The organism is Mesorhizobium sp. M7A.F.Ca.CA.002.04.1.1, from assembly GCF_004022805.1.
Lineage (GTDB): Bacteria > Pseudomonadota > Alphaproteobacteria > Rhizobiales > Rhizobiaceae > Mesorhizobium > Mesorhizobium ciceri.
In genome coordinates this window covers 1-4,030 of sequence record NZ_RZPL01000548.1, presented here as the reverse complement: position 1 = coordinate 4,030, position 4,030 = coordinate 1, and the positions used below count along the sequence as shown (strand labels likewise).

The following is a 4,030-nucleotide window of genomic DNA, read 5'->3' as shown; positions in this document are numbered from 1 at the left end:
TGGCGGTGATCAATGAGCCGCTCGACAGCCAGATTTCGTGGCCCGTGCGGATTTCGGAAGTGACCGCGACGAACGGCTTGGCAAGGTCCTCGAAACGAATGCCGGCCATGTGCTCGCGCAGCCTTGCATCGAGTTTCATGCCGCCGAACAGGCCGCTGCCGCGTAAATTGAGATCGAGCAGGCCGAAAATGCGGCGCTTGGTCAGGCTGCGGGCGAATTCTTCGAGCTCGTCCAGTTTGCCGGCGAGATAGCAGCCGCCGACCAGCGCGCCGATCGAGGTGCCGGCGATCATCGATACTTCGATGCCGGCTTCATCCAGCGCGCGCAGCACGCCGATATGCGCCCAGCCGCGGGCGCACCCGCCACCCAAGGCGAGCGAAATGCCTGTTTTCTTTTGGGAGTTCGTTTCGGACGCGCCGCCTGACGAGGACAGGCCGTTGGCCTCCCTGACATCTGGTCTGTTACGCAATGACGCCCACTCGAGCATCATAATCTCCCTTGTCCCACGGCTACTATACGAGCGGGGCGTATCGAAATGATGAATCTGTGTCGTCGGTGTCAGGCAGAAGGTTCAAGCTGTTGGTTTCCGATACGTGTTTTCCGCATCGAACAGCGGCTTGCTGCCGTCGATGGCAAGCGTCCCTTTGCCGTCGACCAGCCCCACCGTCCGATAAAAGCATGAACGCCGGCCAGTGTGACAGGTTGCGTCGTGGCCCAACACTTTGACGCGCAACCATATGGCATCCTGGTCACAATCCGTGAGCATCTCGACGACATGCTGAAAATTGCCTGATGTTTCGCCCTTTTTCCAAAGCGCGCTGCGCGAGCGCGACCAGTAGTGGGCGATGCCGGTCTCAAGCGTCAGCGCCAGTGCTTGCGCGTTCATATGCGCAACCATCAACAGCATGCCGTCCGCGGCGTCTGTCACGACGACCGTGACCAGCCCGGCTGCATCGAAGCGCGGCGAAAACACCGCGCCTTCCTCGAGAGCCTTCTTGTCCGACGGAGCTTTTGGAAATTCCAGTGCCGACATCGCCGGTCCTTATTTTGATGGCCGGCGAGGGCCGATCAGACCCCGCCGCCGCGCACCATGGTGACGAAACGGACCTGCTCTTCGGGCGTGTCCTTGAAAACGCCGGTGAAGGTCGAGGTCAGCGTGGTTGATCCCTGCTTGCGGATGCCGCGCATGGCCATGCACATGTGCTCGGCCTCGATCATGACGGCGACGCCGCGCGGATTGAGCACGTCCTGGATGACGCCGGCGATCTGCGCCGTCAGCGCCTCCTGGGTTTGCAGGCGGTGGGCGAAGATATCGACGACACGCGCGATCTTGGACAGGCCGACGACCTTGCCGTCCGGAAGATACCCGACATGCGCCTTGCCGATGATCGGCACCATGTGGTGCTCGCAATGCGAATGGAATGTTATGTCCTTGACGATGACCAGGTCATCGTAGCCGGCGACCTCCTCGAAGGTGCGGCCGAGCTCGTCGGCCGGGCACATGTCGTAACCACCGAACATTTCGCGAAAGGCCTTTGCCACCCGCTTCGGCGTGTCGACCAACCCTTCGCGGTCCGGATTGTCGCCGGTCCAGCGCAAAAGTGTGCGCACGGCGGCTTCGACTTCGGCTTCGCTTGGCCGGTCGGTGACCGGCTTTTCCATATAGGCTGACTGTGGCATGAGCTTCTTGATGACGGCATCCATAAAGGCGTCTCCCGTAGTCCCTCTCGGCGGAGGAACGAGTTGAACGGACCACGACCTTTCGGTGTCGGAAACTCGCCCCGTTTCCAGCCCCGTAAGCGGCGTGAACTTCCCGGCAAGGACATTGGCTTTCGTCGTTCTTGTCGATACCGGACTGCCAGCATTATATAAGGTCATAGCGAGCGAAAGGAAGACACGACAGCGGCAATCGCTGTTCGCTTGGCGGCGACGGATTGGAAAATTATGATAAACGACGTCTACAACGCGAAAATTCTCGGTTTTGCCGGAAACATCGCCCGCATCGGCCGTCTCGATCATCCTGACGCGACCGCCAAGGCGCACTCCAAGCTATGCGGTTCGACCGTCACCGTCGACCTCAAGATGCAGGACGGCGTCGTCACGGACTTTGCCCATGACGTGAAGGCCTGCGCGCTCGGCCAGGCGTCGTCATCGATCATGGCGCAGCATGTCGTCGGCGCGAGTGCCGAGGAATTGCGCGCGGTGCGCGACTCCATGCTGAAGATGCTCAAGGAAAATGGCGCCCCGCCGGACGGCCGCTTTGCGGATCTCAGATATTTGGAGCCGGTGCGCGACTACAAGGCGCGGCACGCTTCGACCATGCTGACTTTCGATGCCGTGGTCGACGCGATCGGCCAGATCGAGAAGAAGCGCGCCGAAGAAGCGGCCTGACCTTGGGATTTGGCCGTCCACGGTGCGCAGGCTTCGCGCAGGCGCCCAAATCTTTGCTGCCACTGCTTGGCATTTGGCTGGACAGGAACCGGGCCAGAAGGGTTTAAACCTGCGCTTCCAGCGCCCGCCTGCTTTCGGCAAATTCGCTTCTGAGCCAGTCGGCGAACGCGGCGACCGGCTCCGAGAGGTCGTGCAGGTTTCTGGCCACCAGCCAATAGGCGCCGGATGCGACGTCGATGTCGAACGGCTTGACCAGCGCGCCGGATGCGATTTCCCCGCCGATCTGCAACAGATCGCCCAATGCCACGCCATGTCCGAGCAAGGCGGCCTGCTTTGAAAGCGACGCATCCGCCAGCATCGGCCCGCGCGCGGGCACGGCGTCGGCGGGCACGCCGGCCGCTTCGAACCAGCGCGCCCAGCCCTGGCGGTTCTCCTCGTGCAAAAGCGTGTAGCGGCCAAGATCGATTGGCTTCCTGAGGGCAGGGCCAGAAGCAAGCAGCGCCGGCGACAGGACCGGCGAATCGACCGTCGAGGCAAGCCGCTCGGCCTGGCTGCGCGGCCACGAGTCGGCATGCGCGCTGAAGCGCAAGGCAAGCTCCGGCTGATCGCTGCGGAACTCGATCAGCCTTGGATCGACTTCGAGGGAGACGTCGATGTCGGGCCGCAATTGGCGAAACCGGTTGAGCCGGGGAACCAGCCACACGGAGGCAAGCGACGGCTCGACACTGACGCGGACCACGGACTGTGCCGGTGTCGCCACCAGATCGCCAAGCAAGGTATCGATGGCGTCGAAACTTCTGACAAGCTGATCCAGCAGACGCCGGCCGGTGTCGGTCAGTTCGACTCGTCGATGGTGACGTTCGAACAAGGGTCGATGCAGGAAGATTTCGAGCTCGCGGATCTGCCGGCTGATCGCCGCCTGCGAGACGAAAAGCTCCTCGGCGGCCCGGCTGAAGCTCAGATGCCGGCCCGCCGCCTCGAAGCTCCTCAATGCCGTCAGCGGCAGGCGCCCACGCTTCATTTCGCATAACCCAGGATTATCCGAAGTGGAAATTATACTCGTTTGAAGGCGAAGGCCAGCGGCGGTCTAATCCATGTCGAAGGAGACCGACCATGATCCAGTTGCTGAACATTTTTGGCGATGTCATGCGGATCGTGACGTTTCAATGGCGTGACGAAAAGCAGCATTCAAAGCGCCGCGAGGGGCCGGCCAGTCGTGGCCGCTGGGCGCCGTCGGCTGACAGGCAGCCGTTTCGCCGTTCCCGTCCGTGATGGCGGGGCGCGCAAGGAGCGGGGATTGCGTTCTCCGGCGGAAGTCCACATCTATCGCCTGGGAAACGCGATACGGAGACTGTGGTGCGCGACCAGCATGGGCATGCGCATATAGACGGGTCGCAAAAACGCGGCCGCAACTGGCCCGGCCCCTGGCGCAAGACGCCAGGCCGTCTCCTCGGCACGTCGCTCGTGCGCCTCTACCAGCTGACGCTGTCGGGCTTTGTCGGCAATTCCTGCCGGCATCTGCCGACCTGTTCGGAATATGCGCATGAGGCGATCGCCCGCCATGGCCTGTGGGCCGGCGGCTGGATGGGATTCTTCCGCGTGCTGCGCTGCGGGCCATTCGGCACGCATGGCATAGACC

At 62.5% G+C, this 4,030-nt stretch carries 7 protein-coding genes; 3 read left to right on the top strand and 4 right to left on the bottom strand.

Annotated features, from left to right (window positions below):
- From ENZ75_RS23905 to folE, 3 genes are all read right to left on the bottom strand, one after another.
- Positions 1-490: patatin-like phospholipase family protein (locus tag ENZ75_RS23905; protein WP_206617087.1), on the bottom strand; the 490-nt coding region annotated here is incomplete at its 3' end.
- 81 nt (positions 491-571) lie between these two features.
- The gene (gene hisI / locus ENZ75_RS23900) at positions 572-1,033 is read right to left on the bottom strand and encodes a phosphoribosyl-AMP cyclohydrolase (RefSeq protein ID WP_013531983.1); all 462 of its coding nucleotides are present in this window, start codon (positions 1,031-1,033) and stop codon (positions 572-574) included.
- A 35-nt stretch (positions 1,034-1,068) separates the two neighbouring features.
- Positions 1,069-1,704, bottom strand: a complete 636-nt coding sequence (folE, locus tag ENZ75_RS23895; protein WP_013531982.1) for a GTP cyclohydrolase I FolE — start codon at positions 1,702-1,704, stop codon at positions 1,069-1,071.
- A gap of 240 nt (positions 1,705-1,944) precedes the next feature.
- On the opposite strand from folE, the gene ENZ75_RS23890 reads away from it, so the two are divergent.
- On the top strand, positions 1,945-2,391 hold the full coding sequence (locus ENZ75_RS23890; RefSeq protein WP_063167874.1) for an iron-sulfur cluster assembly scaffold protein: 447 nt from the start codon (positions 1,945-1,947) through the stop codon (positions 2,389-2,391).
- Positions 2,392-2,494: 103 nt separating this feature from the next.
- Here the strand turns inward: ENZ75_RS23890 and ENZ75_RS23885 are convergent, their stop codons facing one another.
- Entirely contained in the window at positions 2,495-3,412 is a 918-nt protein-coding gene (locus ENZ75_RS23885; protein ID WP_063167875.1) for a LysR substrate-binding domain-containing protein, read from the bottom strand.
- A gap of 92 nt (positions 3,413-3,504) precedes the next feature.
- On the opposite strand from ENZ75_RS23885, the gene ENZ75_RS34695 reads away from it, so the two are divergent.
- Both ENZ75_RS34695 and yidD read left to right on the top strand, forming a co-directional pair.
- The gene (locus ENZ75_RS34695) at positions 3,505-3,663 is read left to right on the top strand and encodes a hypothetical protein (RefSeq protein ID WP_082826450.1); all 159 of its coding nucleotides are present in this window, start codon (positions 3,505-3,507) and stop codon (positions 3,661-3,663) included.
- An 84-nt stretch (positions 3,664-3,747) separates the two neighbouring features.
- The coding region (gene yidD / locus ENZ75_RS23875; RefSeq protein WP_128278353.1) for a membrane protein insertion efficiency factor YidD at positions 3,748-4,030 on the top strand (283 nt) is incomplete at its 3' end.

Bases quoted from the DNA above. Each gene is read 5' to 3' on its own strand.
- ENZ75_RS23890 (WP_063167874.1), top strand. From the start codon at position 1,945: ATGATAAACGACGTCTACAACGCGAAAATTCTCGGTTTTGCCGGAAAC.
- ENZ75_RS34695 (WP_082826450.1), top strand. From the start codon at position 3,505: ATGATCCAGTTGCTGAACATTTTTGGCGATGTCATGCGGATCGTGACG.
- folE (WP_013531982.1), bottom strand. From the start codon at position 1,704: ATGGATGCCGTCATCAAGAAGCTCATGCCACAGTCAGCCTATATGGAA.
- hisI (WP_013531983.1), bottom strand. From the start codon at position 1,033: ATGTCGGCACTGGAATTTCCAAAAGCTCCGTCGGACAAGAAGGCTCTC.
- ENZ75_RS23885 (WP_063167875.1), bottom strand. From the start codon at position 3,412: ATGAAGCGTGGGCGCCTGCCGCTGACGGCATTGAGGAGCTTCGAGGCG.